This window comes from Caulobacter sp. GW821-FHT10C03, from assembly GCF_059415485.1.
The window spans coordinates 17,408-33,917 of sequence record NZ_JBWKNI010000013.1 but is presented as its reverse complement, the minus strand read 5'-3'; the positions used below and the strand labels follow the sequence as shown (position 1 = coordinate 33,917).

General features: G+C 70.4%; 15 protein-coding genes. 10 read left to right on the top strand and 5 right to left on the bottom strand.

Going from position 1 to position 16,510, the window contains the following annotated elements; genetic code table 11:
• Positions 1-13 precede the first annotated feature (13 nt).
• The 4 genes from AC07NG_RS16970 to AC07NG_RS16955 all read left to right on the top strand — a co-directional run bounded on the left by AC07NG_RS16970 (position 14) and on the right by AC07NG_RS16955 (position 3,365).
• Positions 14-874: a TIGR01459 family HAD-type hydrolase gene (locus AC07NG_RS16970; RefSeq protein ID WP_494595247.1), complete on the top strand. Its 861-nt coding sequence runs from the start codon at positions 14-16 to the stop codon at positions 872-874.
• A gap of 62 nt (positions 875-936) precedes the next feature.
• Complete coding sequence (locus AC07NG_RS16965) at positions 937-1,356, top strand: MaoC family dehydratase (protein WP_487288150.1); 420 nt, start codon at positions 937-939, stop codon at positions 1,354-1,356.
• A gap of 14 nt (positions 1,357-1,370) precedes the next feature.
• Complete coding sequence (locus AC07NG_RS16960) at positions 1,371-2,312, top strand: bifunctional riboflavin kinase/FAD synthetase (RefSeq protein WP_487288149.1); 942 nt, start codon at positions 1,371-1,373, stop codon at positions 2,310-2,312.
• A 69-nt stretch (positions 2,313-2,381) separates the two neighbouring features.
• Entirely contained in the window at positions 2,382-3,365 is a 984-nt protein-coding gene (locus AC07NG_RS16955; protein WP_494595245.1) for a hypothetical protein, read from the top strand.
• On the opposite strand, the gene AC07NG_RS16950 is transcribed toward AC07NG_RS16955, so the two are convergent.
• Positions 3,362-4,666 (bottom strand): acyl-CoA dehydrogenase family protein, encoded by a 1,305-nt coding sequence (locus tag AC07NG_RS16950; RefSeq protein WP_110119093.1) that lies wholly within the window; start codon positions 4,664-4,666, stop codon positions 3,362-3,364. The genes AC07NG_RS16955 and AC07NG_RS16950 overlap by 4 nt on opposite strands.
• Positions 4,667-4,834: 168 nt before the next feature.
• Here AC07NG_RS16950 and AC07NG_RS16945 point away from each other — a divergent pair, with 168 nt between their 5' ends.
• From AC07NG_RS16945 to AC07NG_RS16935, 3 genes are all read left to right on the top strand, one after another.
• On the top strand, positions 4,835-5,425 hold the full coding sequence (locus tag AC07NG_RS16945; protein ID WP_487288147.1) for a GNAT family N-acetyltransferase: 591 nt from the start codon (positions 4,835-4,837) through the stop codon (positions 5,423-5,425).
• Between the two features lie 144 nt (positions 5,426-5,569).
• Positions 5,570-6,787 carry a hypothetical protein gene (locus AC07NG_RS16940; RefSeq protein ID WP_494595243.1) on the top strand — a complete coding sequence of 406 codons (1,218 nt, stop codon included), beginning with the start codon at positions 5,570-5,572 and terminating at the stop codon, positions 6,785-6,787.
• Between the two features lie 83 nt (positions 6,788-6,870).
• A complete protein-coding gene (locus AC07NG_RS16935; protein ID WP_492853671.1) occupies positions 6,871-8,067 on the top strand; it encodes a hypothetical protein in 1,197 nt (398 codons plus the stop codon).
• Here AC07NG_RS16935 and AC07NG_RS16930 read toward each other — a convergent pair.
• Positions 8,064-8,468, bottom strand: a complete 405-nt coding sequence (locus tag AC07NG_RS16930) for a VOC family protein (protein WP_494595241.1) — start codon at positions 8,466-8,468, stop codon at positions 8,064-8,066. The two genes, AC07NG_RS16935 and AC07NG_RS16930, sit on opposite strands and share 4 nt — an antisense overlap.
• 110 nt (positions 8,469-8,578) lie before the next feature.
• Between AC07NG_RS16930 and AC07NG_RS16925 the strand changes: the two genes are divergently transcribed.
• A complete protein-coding gene (locus AC07NG_RS16925; RefSeq protein WP_494595240.1) occupies positions 8,579-9,796 on the top strand; it encodes a hypothetical protein in 1,218 nt (405 codons plus the stop codon).
• 166 nt (positions 9,797-9,962) lie between these two features.
• On the opposite strand, the gene mutL is transcribed toward AC07NG_RS16925, so the two are convergent.
• Complete coding sequence (mutL, locus tag AC07NG_RS16920) at positions 9,963-11,906, bottom strand: DNA mismatch repair endonuclease MutL (RefSeq protein ID WP_492853674.1); 1,944 nt, start codon at positions 11,904-11,906, stop codon at positions 9,963-9,965.
• Between the two features lie 130 nt (positions 11,907-12,036).
• Here mutL and AC07NG_RS16915 point away from each other — a divergent pair, with 130 nt between their 5' ends.
• Positions 12,037-13,035: a TraB/GumN family protein gene (locus AC07NG_RS16915; protein WP_494595239.1), complete on the top strand. Its 999-nt coding sequence runs from the start codon at positions 12,037-12,039 to the stop codon at positions 13,033-13,035.
• Between the two features lie 62 nt (positions 13,036-13,097).
• Positions 13,098-14,042: a TraB/GumN family protein gene (locus tag AC07NG_RS16910; protein WP_494595237.1), complete on the top strand. Its 945-nt coding sequence runs from the start codon at positions 13,098-13,100 to the stop codon at positions 14,040-14,042.
• On the opposite strand, the gene AC07NG_RS16905 is transcribed toward AC07NG_RS16910, so the two are convergent.
• Positions 14,039-15,118, bottom strand: a complete 1,080-nt coding sequence (locus tag AC07NG_RS16905) for a S1C family serine protease (protein ID WP_494595235.1) — start codon at positions 15,116-15,118, stop codon at positions 14,039-14,041. The two genes, AC07NG_RS16910 and AC07NG_RS16905, sit on opposite strands and share 4 nt — an antisense overlap.
• Positions 15,119-15,209: 91 nt before the next feature.
• On the bottom strand, positions 15,210-16,232 hold the full coding sequence (locus AC07NG_RS16900) for a hypothetical protein (protein ID WP_494595234.1): 1,023 nt from the start codon (positions 16,230-16,232) through the stop codon (positions 15,210-15,212).
• Positions 16,233-16,510: the final 278 nt, after the last annotated feature.

Genomic DNA, 16,510 nt, shown 5'->3' with positions numbered 1-16,510 from the left:
TACCCGCCCTGCCATGATCGACTTTCCCGCCGGCCTCTCCGCCCTGACCGACCGCTACGACGTTGTGCTCTGCGACGTATGGGGCGTGATCCACAACGGCGTGCGCAACTTCCCGGAAGCCTGCGACGCCCTGGAGCGCTTCAACCGCGACCACGGCCCGGTGGTGCTGATCTCCAACGCCCCCCGCCCCTCGCCCGACGTGCTGTCGCAGCTGGACGGCCTGAAGGTGCAGCGCGAGGCCTGGAGCGCCTTCGTCACCAGCGGCGACGCCACCCGCTCGCTGCTGACGCCCCAGGCCGGCAAGAAGGTCTGGAAGGTCGGCCCCAACCGCGACGCGCCTCTGTGGGCCGGGCTCGACCTGACGCTGGCCGGCTGCGAGGACGCCGACTTCATCCTGTGCTCGGGCCTCTATGACGACGAGACCGAAGTCCCCGAGGACTATCGCGACCGCCTGAAGGTCGCCGCCGATCGCGGCCTGCTGTTCATCTGCGCCAATCCCGACCGGGTGGTGCAGCGCGGCGACAAGCTGATCTACTGCGCCGGCGCCCTGGCCGACCTCTATGAGGAACTCGGCGGCAAGGTGGTGATGGCCGGCAAGCCGTTCGCGGCGATCTACGACCTGGCCCTGGCGCAGGCCGAACGCCTGAAGGGCGGCCCGGTGGATCGCTCGCGCGTGCTGTGCATCGGCGACGGCGTCATCACCGACGTGCTGGGCGCCGAGAACCAGAAGCTGGCCTGCCTGTTCATCGCCAAGGGCATCCACGGCGAGAAGGCCCTCGGCCCCGACGGCCTGCTGTCGCCCGAGGCCGTGGCCAAGCTGCTGGCCGCCGAAAGCGTCGGCGCGACCCACGCCATCGCCGATCTGGTCTGGTGAACCCCGCCCGGCGCGCTACAAAGCCCGTCTAAGAGCAATAAGAACGCAGGATCGGGGATCGCATGGGTCTCTTTCTCGAGGACTTGAGCGTCGGCCAGAGCGCCGAACTCAGCCGCACCGTGGGCGAGGCCGACATCCAGGCCTTCGCCGACGTGACCGGCGACACCAACCCCGTCCACCTCGACGCCGACTATGCGGCAAGCACCAGCTTCGGCGAACGCATCGCCCACGGCATGCTGTCGGCCGGCTACATCTCGGCGGCGCTGGGCACCAGCCTGCCCGGTCCGGGCGCGGTCTATCTGTCGCAATCGCTGAACTTCAAGCGGCCGGTGCGCATCGGCGACACCGTCGTGGTCAAGGTGGCGGTCACCGCCATCGACGAGGCCAAGGGCCGCGTCACCCTCTCCACCACCTGCATCGTCGGCAAGAAGGCCGTGGTCGACGGCGAGGCCGTGGTCCTGGTTCCGAAGAAGGGCGCCTGAGCATGGATCCGCGCGTGCGCCTGAAGATCGTCCACGGCTGGAAGGACGTCTCCCCCGAGGAGAAGGGCGCGGCCGTGGCCCTGGGCAATTTCGACGGCGTCCATCGCGGCCACCAGCAGGTGATCGCCGAGGCCGCCCGCGCCGCGCGCGAGCTGAAGGTCCCGCTGGGCGTGGTCACCTTCGACCCGCACCCCCGGCGCCTGTTCCGCCCCACCGAGCCGGCCTTCCGGCTGATGACGGTCGAGCAGCAAGCCCGCCTGCTCAGCGACCTGGGCGTCGACTTCCTCTACCTGCTGCCGTTCGACTTCGAGATGGCGACGCTGGACGACCGGGCCTTCGCCGAGCGCGTGCTGCATGACGGCCTGGGCATCCGCCACGTGGCCGTCGGCTTCGACATCTCGTTCGGCAAGGGCCGCACCGGCAGCCCCGAGGCGATGAAGGCCTATGGCGAAGAACTGGGCTTCTCGGTCTCGGTCGCCGAACCCGTGGCCAACCGCGACGGCGAGAAGTTCTCGTCCACCGGCGTGCGCGAGGCCCTGCGCGCCGGCAAGCCCGAGGAAGCCGCCCGGATCCTGGGCCGCCCCTTCGCCATCGAGGGCGTGGTGCGGCGCGGCCAGCAGCTGGGCCGCCAGCTGGGCTTCCCCACCGCCAATGTCGAGATCGTCGACTACGTGGTGCCCAAGCTCGGCGTCTACGCCACCCGCACCCGCCTGCCCGACGGCCGGGTGATCCCAGGCGTGGCCAACCTCGGCAACAACCCGACCACCGGCGAGGTCGAGACCCGGCTGGAGACCTGGCTGTTCGACTTCGACGAGGACCTCTACGGCCAGGTCATCGAAACCCAGCTGATCGCCTTCCTGCGCCCCGAACTGAAGTTCGACAGCATCGAGTTGATGATCGACCAGATCCGCTGCGACGAGACCCAGGCGCGGGCGATCGTCGCGCCGACGTTCTGACGGCACGGCGCTTGCCACTCCCGCAGCGGGCGTACTAAGCATCCAAGCTCAACCGCGGAGCGCCGACGCATGTCGAAGACATTTGCCATCGTCGGCCTGCTCGCGGCGCTCGCGGCCGCCACCCCGGCTGCGGCCGGTTGGCTTCCGACCGAGCCGGCCGCATCGTCGACGTCAAAGAATCTGACCTACTGGAACCCCGCCACAATCGTCCGTAACGGCGACATGGTGGAGTTCGAGACCCTGGTCCTCACACCGGGTGAGACCAAGGCCAACAATGGGCGCGCCAACCTCATCGCCGTTCGGCTCGATTGCGGCTGGCGCGCGCAGTCAAACGCCTGGATCGAAAGGCTCCCCGCCACCGGGAATCGCAACCCCAACGCCAAAGCTCCCGCCTGGGACGCTTGGCGCTTCCTTTTCGACGACGACGCCGTAGCGACGGTCGCTCGTCAGGCCTGTCGCGGAGAAGCGCCCCAGGGCGGGATGGACATCGCCGCGACGATGGAAGAAGGCGCGCGGCGACTGGGCTACGCTGACGCGGCGGACGCCTTCACGCACCGCCCCAAGGCTCCGCTTCTGATAAGCCCCGCCCCTATGAGCGTCGACACTCCAGTGCGGGCCCAGGGCGCGGGGGCGTCCTACGATCTCATATGGTCGGGGCCGCAGCGCATGGTGCTGACATCGCCCGCCGCCACCTTCACCGATAAGAAGAACGACAAGGTGAGAGGACGGTCCATCTGGACCATGACCTCAACAGTCCCGGAAAATCACGACGACCGCCCCGCCTACGCCTTCCGCGATTTCGAGGCCGACTGCCGCGACAAGACGCTCGCGATCCAGACCGTGCGGCGCTGGCCGTTCGAAGCTAGCGACGAAGAACCGGGGCCGGCTCTACAGAAGGTCACCGAGCCCGCCGCCCCGGTCGTGGCGGGCGGCCCGACCGAGGCGATCTGGGCCAGCGCCTGCACGAAGCGGGCGCCGCTCGAAACCATCGGCGACGCCCGATTCCTCGTCGCCAGGATCAAGATGGCTAAAGCGGCCGCTCCTAAGCCCTAGCGAATCCCCGGCACGTGCAGAGCCGCTTCGCGCTCGGCCTTCTGCTTGAAGGCCAGGTCGCCGTACTTCGAATATTCCATCCGCGCGATCGTGCGGCAGTGCACCTCGTCGGGGCCGTCGGCCAGGCGCAGGGTGCGGATGCCGGCATAGAGCTTGGCCAGGCCGAAGTCGGTGGTGACGCCGCCGCCGCCGTGGGCCTGGATGGCGTCATCGATGACCTTCAGGGCGATGCGCGGCGCGGCGACCTTGATCATGGCGATCTCGAGCCGGGCGGCCTTGTTGCCGGCCTTGTCCATCATGTCGGCGGCCTTCAGACACAGCAGGCGGCACATCTCGATGTCGATGCGGGCCTCGGCGATGCGCTGCTCCCACACCGACTGCTCGGAGATGTACTTGCCGAAGGCCTTCCGGGTCATCAGCCGCTTGACCATCTTCTCCAGCGCCACCTCGGCCGCGCCGATGGTGCGCATGCAGTGGTGGATGCGGCCGGGGCCAAGGCGGCCCTGGGCGATCTCGAAGCCGCGGCCCTCGCCCAGGATCAGCCCGTCCTCGACCGGCACGCGGACGTCTTTCAGGATCACCTCGGCGTGGCCGTGCGGGGCGTCGTCGAAGCCGAACACCGGCAGCATGCGCACCACCTCGATGCCCGGCGCATCCAGCGGCACCAGGATCTGGCTCTGCTGCTGGTGGGTGGAGGCGGTCGGGTCGGTCTTGCCCATGACGATGGCGACCTTGCAGCGCGGATCGCCCACGCCCGAGGACCACCACTTGCGGCCGTTGATCACGTAGTCGTCGCCGTCGCGCTCGATGCGGGTCTCGATGTTGGTGGCGTCGGAGCTGGCCACCTCCGGCTCGGTCATCAGGAAGGCCGAGCGGATCTGGCCGTTCATCAGCGGCCGCAGCCAGCGCTCCTTCTGCGCCAGCGTGCCGTAGCGCATCAGCACTTCCATGTTGCCGGTGTCGGGCGCCGAGCAGTTGAAGACCTCGGAAGCGAAGCCGATCTTGCCCAGCTGTTCGGCGATCAGGCTGTATTCGAGGTTGGTCAGTTGCACGCCCTCGAACTCGAAAGTGTCATCGACATGCACCTGGCCGCTGTGGGGCGGCATGAAGAAGTTCCACAGGCCGGCGGCTTTGGCCTTGCCCTTCAGCTCCTCCAGCACCTGGACGACCTTCCAGCGCTGGTCGGCGGGAACGTCCATCTCGGCTTCGTAGGTCGGGATCGCCGGCCGCACGTGGTCCTCGATGAAGGCGTTCACCCGGTCGAGGAATTCCCGCTGACGGGGAGAGATGTCGAAGTCCATGGCGTTCCCGATCCCTGGTTCAAACACTTGTTTGAAGACGTTGTAACACCGAGTTTACGGGCGCGGCAAGCGGGCGATGCGGGGCCATTTTGAACGATCCCGCCGCTTCGGCCCCGGATCCTCGCCTGGCGGCTTGTCAGCCGCCCGCTCCTGGCGGAAAACACCGCCATGAACCTGACCATCAAGCCCCTCGAAGGCCGCTACGTCCGGCTGGAGCCCATCACCCCCGAACTGCGCGACGAGCTGCGCGGCGCCATCGACTGCGATCCCGAGAGCTGGGAGATCATGTCGGTCAACGGCTGCGGCGAAGGCTTCGAGGACTGGTGGGGCGCACTGCTGGGCGAGAGCGACCGCGGCGAGCGCGTCGGCTTCGCCATCCGCCGCAAGTCGGACGGCAAGATCGTCGGCACGTCGAGCTATCTGAACATCCGCCGCCTGCACAAAGGCCTGGAGATCGGCTCGACCTTCCTGCACCCCAGCGCCCGCTCGGGCCCGGTGAACCCGGAGTCCAAGCGCCTGCTGCTGGGCCACGCCTTCGACTCCGGCGTCATCCGCGTGGAGTTCAACATCGACGTCCGCAACGCCCGCAGCCAGGCCGCGGTCGAGAAGCTGGGCGCCAGCAAGGAAGGCGTGCTGCGCAGCCACAAGATCACCTGGACCGGCCACGTGCGCGACACGGCCGTGTTCTCGATCACCGATTTCGACTGGCCGGGCGTCAAGCAGCGCCTGGAGTTCCGCCTCAGCGAGGACTTCGTCTGAGCCTGTCGCGGCGGGTCGTCGTCAGGTAGAGCTTCCAGCGATCGCGACAACCTGCCGCAGCTATACCTGGGCGAAATAAGAAAAACCGACGTTATCCTTGCTTTGTAAGGATTTCGCCAAGCATTGGCCGTCAGATTGCCGATCATGACGGCCATTGCCTGCCTGCGTATCCTGCTCACCGCCGCGGAGACGGCGGGCGCCAGCGTTCCTCCTGCTCAGGTAGAGGTCGCGGCCGACCTTTACCTCAAGCATCGCTGGAAGGCCCCGCGCCGCTACGGCGTCGTCGCGCCCCTGGCCTTCGTGCTGGCCGACACCAAGGCCGAGCAGCTTGATCCCACCGAGATGCAGGCCCTGGCCATCGAGCTGGAGACCTCGCTGTTCCCCGGCCGCAAGAGCGGCCAGGTCTGCCTGATGACCTTCGAGGGCGACGAGAACGCCGTGCTGCAGTTCGCCAGCCTGTCGCAGGGCGAACTGGCGGGCCTGATGGCCGGCCGCGGCTATTCCGGCGCTCCGGGCCACGTGCAGGTGATCACCGCCGAGGAAATCCGCGCGGTGCCCAGCGCTCCGGCCGCCGCGCCCGAGCCGGCGCCCGCTCCTGCAAAAGCCGCCGCCAAGCCGCCCGCCCCGATCCGCCCCATCACGCCCGTCGCCCCGGCCAAGCCCGCCGCGCCGCTGACCACCGGCTGGAGCGCCATCTATCACCTGCCCGGCGAGACCGTGGTCGGCGCCCTGCTGGGCCACAAGGCCGATCTCGCCGCGCCGCGTCCGACCGAGGATTCCGACCTGCTGGCCCGCGACCTCACCGGTCTCAACGACGCCCAGTTCGGCTTCCCGACGGTCAAGAACGGCGACGGCGCGCTGTTCCTGCCGCTCAGCTTCTGGAACCTGACCACCCCGGCCTCGCAGGAGGCCTACAAGCGCCGGCTGTCGCGCTTCCCGCTCGACCTGCAGCCGCGTCTGGGGGCCAGCGTCTACGACACCCCGCGCGAGCCCTCGATGGGCCTGCTGCAGCAGATCCGCGGCTTCCTGCAGGGCTCGTTCGCCTTCATCGACCTCTGCATCTCCGACCCGAACTTCCCGGTGAACACCCTGCCGGGCGACATCGCCTCCAGCATCTCGCTGGAACTGGGCGACGAGTCCGACGCCGAGCGGATCAAGGCCATCGCCCTCTTCGCCTCGCGCCAGTCGATCTATCGCGGCAAGGGCGTGCGCCAGGCGGTGCTGGGCGTGCGCAGCGCCAAGGAACTGGACGCCTGCCGCGCCGCCGGCCTGCGCTTCGCGGCCGGTCCCGCCGTCAGCGCCCTGCTCGACAAGCCGCCGGCCCTGGGCGCGACCCAGGAACTGCCGCTTCGAGCCGCCTGAAGACTTCAAAAACCGGCGTTCGCGACGCTGGGTCGCAGCTGACCTATAACGCGTGATAACCTCGTTCGCGCAACCTGTGCGTCATGACCGCCATCGCCTGCCTGAAGGTCTTCGTCGGGGACGATCCCGCCGAGACCGAGCGTAACGCCGCCCTCGTGGCCAAGGTCGCCGCCGAGCACCTGAAGACCGCCTGGACGGCGCCGCGCCGCCATGGACTGGTGGCCCCGTTCTCGTTCGTGCTGGCCGATCCGCGCGCCACGCGGCTGGACGCCCGCGAGCTCCAGGCCCTGGCCCGCGCTCTCCAGCACCGCCTGTTCGGCGACGACGACGCCGGCGAGATCGTCATGCTGATGTTCGAGGGCGATCAGCACGAAGTCATGCGCTTCGCCGGCCTGCCCGCCCGCCAGCTCACCCTGCTGCTGTCCGGCGAGGAGGACGCCTCCCTGGCCGGCCGCGTCTGCCGCATCACCCCGCGCGAGGTGCGCTCGGTCATGCCGATGGGCGGCCCGATCACCGGCGTGCCGACCATGGAGGCCCTGGCCCGCCTGTGCCCCCGCCCGCTGCCGGCCCGGGTCGCCTGGCGCGGCGTCTATCACACCGGCCGCCAGCTCTTCGTCGGCAACGTCGCCGTCTGGCGCGAGGCGGGCCATGCCGGCGTCGCCTACGAAACCTATGTCGACGGCCAGCGCGCCCTGCACGACATGGCGATCCTCAAGGGCGCGATCGCCGCCCTCGGCCCCAACACCGGCGTCGCCTACGTGCCGATCGGCTTTTCCTCGGTGCTCAAGCCGGGCCTGCGGGCCGAACTGGAAAGCCGCCTGCGCGCCCTGCCCGGCGACCTGCGCGGACGACTGGCGGCGGGGGTCTACGGCGTGCCCCGCGCCCCGTCCCTGGCCGCCCTGCGCCAGCTCAAGGCGTTCCTTGATCCCTATTTCAGCCGGCTGGACCTGCGGGTCAGCGACCCGGCCTTCCAGGTCGAGGACCTGCCCCCGACCCTGGCCGCCAGCATCACCTTCACCCCCGAGGGCGACACCGAGGCCAACCGCCTGGCCGCCATCGCCCGCTTCCTGAAGGACGGCCCGCTCTATCGCCGCCGTCAGGTCTGGCAGGGCGTCAGCGACCTGCGCGGCCCCCGCGAACTGGCCGCCGCCCTGGACCAGGGCGCCTCGTTCGTCAGCGGCGGCATGGTCACCGAACTGCTCGAGGCGCCGACCACCGTCGCGCCCTATCCGCGCGGCCAGCTGCCGCTCTACGGCTGGACCGCCGAGGCGGCCGCCTAAGGCGTCTCGAACGTGAACACCACGCTGTCGGACGAGCGCTTGGCCGGCCCGTGGAACACCGCCTCGATGTTGTTGCCGTCCGGATCCCACAGGAAGGCGGCGTAGTAGCCGGGATGGTAGGGCCGCTCGCCCGGCCCGCCGTTGTCGCGTCCGCCGGCCGCGAGGCCCGCCGCGTGAAAGCGCCGCACGGTCTCCTGGTCGCCGGCCTGGAAGGCGAGATGCACGTGGGTGGCCGGCTCGCCGGCGTCGACCCACAACTCGTCGGCCGACAGGTGATCCTCGGCGTCGTCGAAAGGAACGCCCAGCGCCTCCAGCACCGCTCGGTAGAAGCGTTTGGTCGCCTCCAGGTCCCTGGCGCGCAGGTGGACGTGGTCGATCAGCCGGCCGCGATGGATCTGCATGACGATCTCCTCCCTCGCCACAACGCGTCGGCAAGATCGAGGTTCGTGCGACGTCTGGCCGCAACCGCATAGGCGCCTGTCGGTAACCACCGCGCGCGAAGGTTGCTCCCATGACCGCCGTAGCGTGCTTGAAGATCTTCGTCGGCGACGAACTCCGGTTCGCGGACAACGACGCCATGGCCGCCCTCGTGGCCAAGGTGGCCGGGGCCTATCTGGAAACCACCTGGCTGCATCCGCGCCGCTATGGCCTGGTGGCGCCGTTCACCTTCGTCCTGGCCGATCCCCGCGCCACGCGGCTCGACGCCCGCGAACTTCAGGCCATGGCCCGCGACATGCAGCGCAAGCTGTTCGGCGTCGAGGGCGACGGCGAGGTCAGCCTGCTGCTGGTCGAGGGCGACCAGGCCGAGGTCATGCGCTTCGGCGGCATGTCGCTGGCGGCCGTACGGGCCCTGATGGTCGATGGAGCCTATCCCGAGGGCCTGGGCCGGGTCTGCAAGGTCACGCCCGACGGCGTGGTCTCCCTGGCCCCGCCCGGCGGACCGGTGGCCGGCGAGCCGCCGATGGAAGCCCTGCCCAAGATCGTCTCGCGCCCCGAACCGACCGGCCCGCTGGGCTTCCGCGGCGTCTATCACCTGCAACGCGAACTGTTCGTCGGCAGCGTCGTCGTGCACGCCCTCGTCGAGCGCCGCGCCTTCGACCAGGACGTCCACGCCGAGGCCGAGGACGCCGACGCGGCGGCCCTGGCGGCGCTGCCCGGCCTGCTGAAGGCCGACGAAGCCGGCGTGATCTTCGTGCCGATCTGCTTCTCCAGCCTGGTCAAGCCGAGCGGTCGCAACCTTCTGACCGTTGGCCTCTCGGCCCTGCCGGCCTCGGCGCGCGGCCGCCTGGCGGCCGGCATCTACGACACCCCGCGCGCGCCGTCGTTCTCGGCGCTGTCGCAGATCAAGTCGTTCCTGGCGCCCTATTTCTCGCGGCTGGACCTGCGGGTGCGCGATCCGGCCTTCCGGGTCGAGGACCTGCCGCCCGACTTCGCCAGCAGCGTCACCCTCGACCTGCCCGACGCGGCGGAGGGCGAACGGCTGGCGGCCATCGACCGCTTCATGCGCGAGGGGCCGACCTATCGCCGCAAGCGCATCTGGCAGGGCGTCACCGGCGTCTCCCGCCGGCGCGAACTGCTGGCCTGCGTCGACCACGAGGTGCCGTTCGTCACCGGCCCCGAAGTCACCGACCTGCTGCACGCCCCGGCCACCGTCTCGCCCTTCGCCCGGCCGATGCTGCCGCTGCACGACTGGCACGACGTGCAGTCGCTGGATCCGCACATGGCTTAGATCCCTCTCCCCCTGCGGGAGAGGGTGGCCTCCGAAGGAGGTCGGGTGAGGGGTCTCTCAGAACTCGAAACCGCGCAAAGCGGTCAGGCCGGGTGGAGCGTCTCATGTCTGAGAGACCCCTCATCCGGCGCTTTGCGCCACCTTCTCCCGCAAGGGGAGAAGGAAATCAGCGCCGCCCGAACAGCTTCTCGATGTCCGAGAGCTTCAGCTCCACATAGGTCGGGCGGCCGTGGTTGCACTGGCCGGAGTGGGGCGTGGCTTCCATCTCGCGCAGCAGGGCGTTCATCTCGGCGGCGTTGAGGCGGCGGCCGGCGCGGACGCTGCCGTGGCAGGCCATGGTCGAGCAGACCTCCTCCAGGCGCTCCTTCAGGGCCAGGGCCTGGCCGTTCTCGGCCAGATCGTCGGCGATGTCGCGCACCAGGCCCGCCGCGTCGGCCTTGCCCAGCAGGGCCGGCGTCTCGCGCACCAGCACCGCGCCGGGACCGAAGCTTTCCAGGACCAGACCGAGCGAAGAGAGTTCCTCGGCCCGCGCCACGACCCGCTCGGCCTCGGCCGGATCCAGCTCGACCACCTCGGGCAGCAGCAGGGTCTGGCGGGCGACGCCGCCGGCCTCCATCTCGTGCTTCATCCGCTCGTAGACCAGGCGCTCGTGAGCGGCGTGCTGGTCGACGATGACGACGCCGTCTCGGGTCTGGGCGACGATATAGGTCTCGTGCACCTGGGCCCGGGCCGCGCCCAGCGGGAAGTCGATCGGGTCGAAGGGCTGGCTCGGAACGTAGTCCTGCCCGGGATAGGCCACCGACGGCGGCGCGTCGTAGCCGCCATAGGCCGCCTCGCGCACGGCCTCGGCGACGCCGCCCCCGGCAAATCCACCACCGAGCGTCTGATAGGCCTCCTCCGGCCGCGCCTCGTGGCGGGCCGAAACGTCCGACAGCCCCGGCAGGTCCATCGGCCTTTGGGTCGGCGGCGTCCAGCCGCCCTCGCGCCAGGCCGAGAAGCCGGCCGGCGACGGACCCGGCTGGTAACCGGGATAGACGTTCTGCGCCCGGATGCTGTCCAGGGCCTGGGCGGCCGTGGTGGTCGAGGCGCGGTGGCCGGCGCCCGCCAGGGCATGGCGCAGGGCCCCGACGATCAGGCCGCGCACCAGCGCAGGATCCCGGAAGCGCACCTCGGCCTTGGCCGGGTGCACGTTGACGTCGACCTCCGAGGTGTCGAGCGTGACGTACAGCGCCGCGCTGGGGTGGCGGTCCCTCGCGAGAAAGTCGGCATAGGCTGCCCGCAGGGCGCCTTGCAGCAGCCGGTCGCGCACCGGCCGGCCGTTGACGAACAGGTACTGGTGGGCGGCGTTGCCGCGGTTGTAGGTCGGCAGCCCCGCGAACCCCGACAGCCGCACGCCGTCGCGGGTCTGGTCGATCTCCAGCGCATTGTCCTGGAAGTCGCGGCCGAGCACAGCGGCCAGGCGCGCCAGGCGCCCTTGCGGCCCCGGATGCTCGGGCGGCAGGCGCAGGATGCGGCGGCCGTCGATGTCCAGCGAGAAGCCCACCGACTCGTGGGCCATGGCCTGGCGCTTCAGCTCCTCGGTGATCGCCTGGGCCTCGGCCCGCTCGGACTTCATGAACTTCAGCCGCGCCGGCGTGGCGTAGAACAGGTCGCGCACCTCGATCCGGGTGCCGTTGTCGCCGGCGAAGGCGGCGGGGGCGACATCGTCGACGCGGCCGCCCTCGACCAGGATCGACCAGGCCTCGCGCTGGCCCTTGGCGCGCGAGCTGATCTGCAGCCGCGCCACCGAGCCGATCGACGGCAGGGCCTCGCCGCGGAAGCCCATGGTGTGGATGCGCAGCAGGTCCCACAGGCCCTCGTCGTCGGGGGCCAGCTTGGAGGTGGCGTGGCGCTCGATGGCGACGGGCAGTTCCTCGGCGCTCATGCCGCAGCCGTCGTCGGCGACCAGGATCCGGGTCAGGCCGCCGCCGTGAGCTTCCACCTCGATGCGGGTCGCGCCGGCGTCGATGGCGTTGTCGACCAGCTCCTTGATGGCGCTCGCGGGCCGCTCGACCACCTCGCCGGCGGCGATGCGGTTGACGGTCTCGGGCGGCAGGCGGCGGATCGGCATGGAACGGACTTTCGGCGCAGGACGGGCCTGCATTGCGGCGACTTAATTTGACCGCCTCGGTTGAGAACGGTTCAGCTTGCGACGAACCGCCATTCTAGAACGATTCCGAACAAGCCGAGGACGAGAGATAGTGATCCATCGCGTCGCCGCAGCCCCCGCCCTCGCGGCTTTCCTCCTGGCCCTCTGCGCCGGTCCCGCCCTGGCGCAGCAGGCGGTCGACGCCTCCGGGCCGATCGCGCTGCAAAGGGTCGATCCCAACGAGAACCTCGTCGAGGAACTGATCGTCAACGCCCGCCTGCCCGGGCCGGCCTGGTGGAAGGTCAGCGACGGCGACACCACCGTCTACGTGCTGGGCGTTCCTGCCATGGTCCCCACCGACACCAAGGCCGAAGAGTCGGTGCTGCGCCGGCGGCTGGACGGCGCCAACGTGCTGATCATGGGCCAGGAGGCCGATATCAGCGTCGTACGCCTGATCTCCCTGGCCATGGGCGGCCGCAAGCTGTTCGTCTCCGACCAGCCGATGCGCCAGACCCTGCCGCCGGACCTGCGCCAACGCCTGGAGGCGCGACTGAAGGCGATGAAGCAGAAGCCGGACTCGATGGACGACACCAAGCCCGCCTTCGCCGGCTTCCTGGTCGCCAACAACCAGGAGGGCAGCGTCTCGATCAGCGTTGGCGGCGTCACCGACCGCATCCGCGACATCGCCAGGAGCCGCGACCTGGCCAAGCGTCCCCGCATCCAGAACCTCTCGGGCTACAGCCTCGCCGACGCCATCAAGGCCCTGGCGACCGCGCCGCAGCCCCTCCAGCTGCTGTGCCTGGACGCGGGCCTGCGCCAGGCCGAGAGCGGCGAAGGCGGCATCAAGGTCACCGCCCGGCGCTGGGCCGAGGGCCAGGTACGCGACGTGGTCGCGGCCGATCGCGGCTTCCAGCGCTGCCTGGACTCGACCCCGTCGATCGCCCGCGAGCTGCGCGACGGCCGCGACGACGCCGTGAAGGCCATCGAGGCGGCCCTGAAAAAACCAGGCAAGGCCGTCGCCGTCATCGAACTGCGTTCGCTTCTGGCCCAGGATGGGGTGCTCGACCAGCTGCGGGCCAAGGGCCTGAAGGTCTCCACGCCGGACGAGTGACGCCCGACAAGTGACACGGGGCGAGTGACACGAGGCCAAGCGCGCCAGAAGGCGGAAACATCTTGCGGAAACTGACCCTGATCCTGGCCGCCCTGACGGCTCTGGCGGCGACCTCCGGCGCATGCGCCCAGGTCATCGACGACCCCGAGGCCAATGTCGTCGAGTCCCTGGTGGTCCAGGCCAAGCTGCCCGGCCCGGCCTGGTGGAAGGTCAGCGACGGCGACACGACGATCTACGTGCTGGGCATCCCCGGCAGCGTGCCCCAACGCCTGGACTGGGACACCTCGGTGCTCGACCGGCGGCTGGACGGCGCCTTCGTCCTGCTGACCCCGGCGGTGAACCGCACCCAGCTGGCGGACCTGCCCATCTTCCTCAGGACGCGCCGCCGGTTGAAGGACGGCTCGTCCCTGACGCAGGTGGCCCCGGACCTGGCGGCCCGTCTCGACCGGGCCTGGAACAGGACCCACGCCAGCGGCGACTGGCGTGACTGGAAGCCGCTGGGGGCGGGGCTGATGCTGTCGGCCGCCGCCCGCAACGACGCCAGGCTGACGACCAGTCAGCCGGACCGCACGATCAATCGCCTGGCCCGCAAGCACAGGGTTCCGATGCGGCCGGCGGCGATCTACGAGGCCACGCCGCTGCTCGAAGCCGTGGTCGCCCAGCATTCCGACGCCGCGGGCCTGGCCTGTCTGGAAGGCGTGCTGGACGAGGTCGAGGCCGGCCCCGAGCCCATACGCCGCGCCGCCCGCGCCTGGGCCGAGGGCGACGTGCGCGGCGCGCTCGCGGTCCCGCGCCAGGGCGAGCGCTGCGCCATGGTCCTGCCGGGCGTCGCCGACCGGCTGCGCAAGAGCTCGGCCGCCCAGGTCGAGGCGATCAGCCTGGCGATGGACACGCCCGGCAAGGCGGTGGCGATCTTCTCGCTGCGCAGCTTGGTGGCCCAGGGCGGCGTGCTCGACACCCTGCGGGCGCGCGGTTTCAAGGTGACGACGCCGGAGAGCGCGAACTAGCCGCCCCTGCGCCTCAGCCGAGGCGTGATCGTCGTGGTCATCAGCCGGCCCTCGCGGATCAGCACGAAGGGCGTCGGCACGTCGATGCAGGCGTGGTCGAGCACCCGCAGCATATCGTCCAGGCCGGTCAAAGGGCGTTCGCCGGCCTTGATCAGCAGGTCGCCAGCCCGCACCCCGGCCTTGGCGGCGGGGCCGCCCGGGTCGGCCTGGGCGACGAACACCGCATAGCCCTGGGTGACCCCGGTCGAGCGGGCCAGCAGCGGCGGCACCGGGGCCTGCTGGGCGACGACGCCGATCGAGGCCCGCCGCACCTGGCCGTGGGCCAGCAGCTCGCCGATCACGAAGCGGGCGGTGTTGGCGGCCACGGCGAAGCACAGGCCCGGATAGCCGACGATGACGGCGGTCGCCACGCCGATCACCTCGCCGTTGGAGGCCACCAGCGGTCCGCCGCTGTTGCCGGGATTGAGGGCGGCGTCGGTCTGGATCAGGTCCTCGATCAGCCGCCCGCGCTCGCCGCGCAGGGACCGGCCGAGCGCCGAGACCACCCCGGTGGTCACCGTCGCCTCGAAGCCGAGCGGCGCGCCGATGGCGATGACCAGCTGGCCGCGCCGCAGGGCCTTGGAATCGCCCAGCCGCACCGGCGGCAGGTCGACGGGCTGGTCGATCTTCAGCAGGGCCAGGTCGGTGTCGGGATCATCGCCGATGCAGCGCGCCGTCAGGCTGCGGCCGTCGGCGGTGATGACCACGAAGCGGCGCGCGCCCTGCACCACGTGGCTGTTGGTCAGCAGCACCCCGCCCTCGGCCACGGCGAAACCCGAACCCACGCCCTGCAGGTTGGGGTCGTCGAGCATCGGGTGGATGCGCACCACGCTGGGGCCGACCGTCTCGACGGCCCGGACCACGGCGTTGGAATAGGCGTCCAGCAGGTCGCCCTGGTCGGCCCGGGCCGGACGCGCCGGCGGCGTCCCCGCGTCGAACACGAACTGGGCCTCGGCCGGATAGGCCAGGATCTCCCGCGCCCGGCTGGGGCGCGGGCGCCTGGCCCTCGCGAACAGTTCGTACTTCCGAGCCTTCATCCCCGCCCCCCGCCCCCGTCCCCTGGGGCCTGCGCCGGGGGAAAGGTTAACGATGACGGCGTTCGCCGATCAAGCCTTCTTCACGCCCGGCTCAGCGCGAGCCTTCGGCCAGCACCGCCGGCGAGACGCTGGCGACCGGGATCACGAAGCCCTGCGGACGGGGCGGCGGCGAAGGCGCGGCGGCCGGCGCGACCGCTCCGGCGCCCGCCGCGTCGTTGACGCACTGGGCCGTGTCGATCAGCGCGTGCTGGCCCAGGCAGAAGACGTCCTCGTAGTGCGGACCGGCGACGGCCAGGCACTGGTAAAGGTTCAGCTTGGCGATCTTCATGCAGAAGTTGGCCTTTTTCTCGCTGAGCACCGGGGCCAGACGGGCCACGTCGGCGTCGCCGGCGGCGTCGAGCACGGCCAGGGCCGCCAGGGCCGCCGAGCGCACCGTCACCGGGGTGAACACGCGGCCGCCCTCGGCGAAGCCGCCGCCGCCCGCGCCGGTCGCGGCCTGGATCAGCCGGCCGGCGTCGTCCCGGCCGGGCGTGAACACCGTGGCCGACAGCTGCTTGACCCGCGCCAGGCGGCCAGCGTTGTCGGCGACCGCGCCCTTGGACCAGGTCTGACGCTGGATGTCATAGGCCGACTGCTTGACCGAGCGGCCGGCGACGGCCAGGGGCGCGCCCCGGCCTTGCAGGGCGGTCTGGGCCCGGGCGGCGGCCAGGCCGACGCCCTCGATCTCGACGACGCTCTCGGGCGAGGCCAGCAGGCGCTCGACCAGGGCTTCGCGCGAGGTTTCTCGGGCCGCGCGGCGCACGCCCTCCAGGAAGGTCGGCTCCTGCAGGGCGGCGATGGCGCCGTAGGCGATCATGCCGGCCTCGAACTGCTCGGCCTTGTAGGCCGCGCCGGCCTTCAGGGCCCCGGCGACGCCTTCGCCGTCGGTGAAGGCCGCGGGCGAGATCGCGCCGGCGCCGCGGGTGTAGGTCTCGAAGGCGCTGGCCGCGGCCACCACGTCCTGGGCCAGGCTGACGCCCGGCGCTTCACGCTCCTGGCGCGCTGTCGCCAGCCCACCCATGGCCAGGGCGACCACCGCCGCACCAGCCACCATCCAATGCTTGTTCCACGCCATGCCCAAAGGCCTCCCGACTTCGAGGGCATTGGGCGGCCGGCGCGGTTGACGACATCGTAATCGGTGTAGTGAATCGGCCTTTAACCGACATGTATTCAACCAGTTTTCGTGCGCATAATGTCGCACCTGAACGGCGAAGTTTTCAGTAAGTCAGAGACACGACAAATTTCCAATCCTTATGTCGGCGAACTGACATTCTCCAAATGCGACGCAATGCAGACGGTCATTCAACCGTCGCAAGAGAAACGCGGGATCGCAAGAAGCGGGCGGACACCGAA